This is a genomic window from Candidatus Bandiella numerosa, assembly GCF_021811875.1.
Classification (GTDB): Bacteria; Pseudomonadota; Alphaproteobacteria; order Rickettsiales; family Midichloriaceae; genus Aquirickettsia; species Aquirickettsia numerosa_A.
In genome coordinates, this window is sequence record NZ_JAJBJD010000141.1 from 1 (window position 1) to 2,930 (window position 2,930).

The following is a 2,930-nucleotide window of genomic DNA, read 5'->3' on the forward strand; positions in this document are numbered from 1 at the left end:
CTTGAATTCCTATTATTCTATCAGCTTTTATACCAAACTTATCGTTCTTCTTTATATGAATCTAATTTTTTAAATCCATTTATTGCATATCTTCCTTGCTTTGCATTTATGCAACGGCCTTATTTTTATATCTTTTAGGAAATAAAACTACTCTTTTTGTTGTCTGACTTTTTCAGTCCACTATAACTGATTTAATAAGCTTAAAAAATTTGTTCTAAATTTTAAACTTATCAGGTAGATAAAATTTTAATACAATTTTTAATAAGCATTTCCAATTCAATTTCTTTTCCTTGCGATACAACCTCATTAATTGCAGAATTTATTTGTCCTAGATTGTAGCCCAAATTCATCAACGCAGATGTCGCATCCGTAATAATCTGAGAATACCTATTGCTAGAAGTGCTAATTTCGTGTTTTATTTTAATATTTTGCAACTTATTTATGAATTTTTTAGTTTTCAATTCATTTACAAGTCTTGCTGCAAGCTTAGGTCCAACTCCACTGATTTGTGTAAATTTTGTGTTATCATTAATTTGTACTGACTGAATTATTTCATTAATATCAAGGCTCCCAATAATTGTTTGGGCAAGCTTTGCACCTATTCCTTGAATAGTTAATAAATGATTAAAAAACTCTTTATCAATATCATTTAAAAATCCAAAAATGCTGATATCATTTTCTTTAACCATTGTTTGAGTTATTAATTTAATTTTATCACCAACATGATAATTGTTTATTATCTTTTTAGAACAAAAAACTATATATCCAACACCATTTACATTGATTATTATGTGATCCAAATAAATGTCACAAATTTCACCAAATAATTTGCCTATCATTCCTTATGTATGAAAATTATTGATAACAAATTACCACTTTTGGTGAAATTAATAAAGAATAACTATTTAATTGCAAAAAGTTGTTGAAATAATCTATTGATTATACATAATGCTTAGATATTGTGTGCCCGCATGATGGAATGGTAGACATAACGGACTTAAAATCCGTGGGGAGTCAATCCCTTGCCGGTTCAAGTCCGGCTGCGGGTACCACTTATAAAATATCACTGATATGGAGAATACTTTCTTTTATAAAAATTTATCACAATCAGACAGAACGGTTAAGGAATACATTGATGACGAGTTACACAGACAGCAAAACTCAATTGAGCTCATTGCATCAGAAAATATAGTCAGTAAGGCAGTACTTGAAGCTCAAGGTTCAATTCTTACCAATAAGTATGCTGAAGGCTACCCCGGCAAACGCTACTATGGTGGATGTGAATTTGTTGATAAAATTGAAAATCTAGCTATAGAAAGAGTTAAAAAATTATATTCTGCTAATTTTGCAAATGTTCAACCACATTCTGGATCCCAAGCAAATCAAGCAGTATTTTTTGCCTTACTAAAAGGAGGGGATAAAATTGTTAGCCTATCTTTAGACTGTGGTGGCCATCTAACGCATGGCTCAAAAGTTAATTTATCTGGCAAATGGTTTGATATAGAACACTATTTTGTGGATAAAGAAACGTTTGAGTTAGATTATAATGAAATCGAAAAACTTGTTACACAAGCAAAGCCAAAGTTAATTATAGCTGGCGGCTCGGCATACCCAAGAAAAATTGATTTTGCCAAATTTAGACAAATAGCAGATTTAGTTGGGGCTTATTTACTAGTTGATATGGCGCATATCTCAGGCATAATAGCAGCTGGACATCATCAAAATCCTATTGAATATGCACATGTTGTCACATCTACCACCCATAAAACATTAAGGGGGCCAAGAGGCGGAATTATATTGACTAACCACGAAGACATCTTTAAAAAAATTAATTCTGGCATATTTCCTGGAATACAAGGTGGTCCATTAATGCATATCATAGCCGCAAAAGCAGTTGCATTCGGTGAAGCATTGCAACCATCATTTAAAAATTATATTAAGCAGGTTTTACTCAACGCTAATATGTTAGCATCAGAGTTATTAAATAGAGGCTATAATGTTATAACTGGTGGAACGGACACCCATCTTTTGCTTCTTGATTTAAGAAAACAGAAAATTACAGGAAAACTTGCAGAGGAATCTTTGGGAAAAGTAGGATTAACTTGTAACAAAAATGGCATTCCTTTTGATGACGCTAAGCCATTTATTACTTCTGGCATTAGACTCGGCACTGCTGCCACAACTACAAGGGGCTTTAAAGAAGATGAATTTACTTTAATAGCGAATTTGATTGCAGATATTCTTGATGATTTAGCTAAAAATACGGAAGTAGATGTATTAACTAAAAATACAACACTTGAAAAAGTGTTAAGTTTATGTAAAAAATTTCCTATCTATTAAAAATTTTTATTTTTCAATAATTTATACCATCGTAGATATTTAAAACCTTAAGAATAAATTTAGCTCACATAAAAATACATTAACAAAAATTTGTTTTTTATCTATCTTCCAATACAAATTTATAGTGATATTATTATAGTGATATTATTTTTCAAAATTAATAAGATGAAATTAAATTTTTTAAACATTAAGAATTTCACATGTTTAATATTATTGCTGATTTTTTTTAATTCTTGTAACTACGCAAATCATCATACAAACATGCAACCATCACATAAATTGGAAGAAAATAAAAAAATAAATATAGCTTTAGTTTTAAGTGGCGCTGGAAGTAAGGGAATTGCACATGCTGGTGTAATTGCTGCATTTGAAAAACATAATATTCCTATTGATTTAATAGTTGGTTCTAGCGCAGGATCGTTAGTGGGTTTGCTTTATGCAGATAGTAAAAACATCACCAAGGGGAAGCATAAATATTAGATAGCGTATAAATAGGAAAAGTGCTAACCTTTGACCTAAAACAATACAGGTATCAAATGGATTTTGAAATAATAGTAAGAAAAAAAGAAAAAGGCGAGGTAGTATCAGAG

At 30.5% G+C, this 2,930-nt stretch carries 3 protein-coding genes and 1 tRNA gene; 3 read left to right on the forward strand and 1 reads right to left on the reverse strand.

From position 1 onward, the window contains the following. Positions 1 to 230: 230 nt before the first annotated feature. The gene (gene ruvA / locus L8D11_RS04675; protein WP_236870511.1) at positions 231 to 839 is read right to left on the reverse strand and encodes a Holliday junction branch migration protein RuvA; all 609 of its coding nucleotides are present in this window, start codon (positions 837 to 839) and stop codon (positions 231 to 233) included. 126 nt (positions 840 to 965) lie between these two features. Between ruvA and L8D11_RS04680 the strand changes: the two genes are divergently transcribed. The 3 genes from L8D11_RS04680 (at position 966) to L8D11_RS04690 (ending at position 2,820) form a co-directional block, all read left to right on the forward strand. Beyond that, positions 966 to 1,052, forward strand: a tRNA-Leu gene (locus L8D11_RS04680). A 19-nt stretch (positions 1,053 to 1,071) separates the two neighbouring features. Next, positions 1,072 to 2,340 carry a serine hydroxymethyltransferase gene (gene glyA / locus L8D11_RS04685; protein WP_236870512.1) on the forward strand — a complete coding sequence of 423 codons (1,269 nt, stop codon included), beginning with the start codon at positions 1,072 to 1,074 and terminating at the stop codon, positions 2,338 to 2,340. Positions 2,341 to 2,505: 165 nt separating this feature from the next. Beyond that, positions 2,506 to 2,820: a patatin-like phospholipase family protein gene (locus L8D11_RS04690; RefSeq protein WP_236870513.1), complete on the forward strand. Its 315-nt coding sequence runs from the start codon at positions 2,506 to 2,508 to the stop codon at positions 2,818 to 2,820. The last annotated feature ends 110 nt before the right edge of the window (positions 2,821 to 2,930 follow it).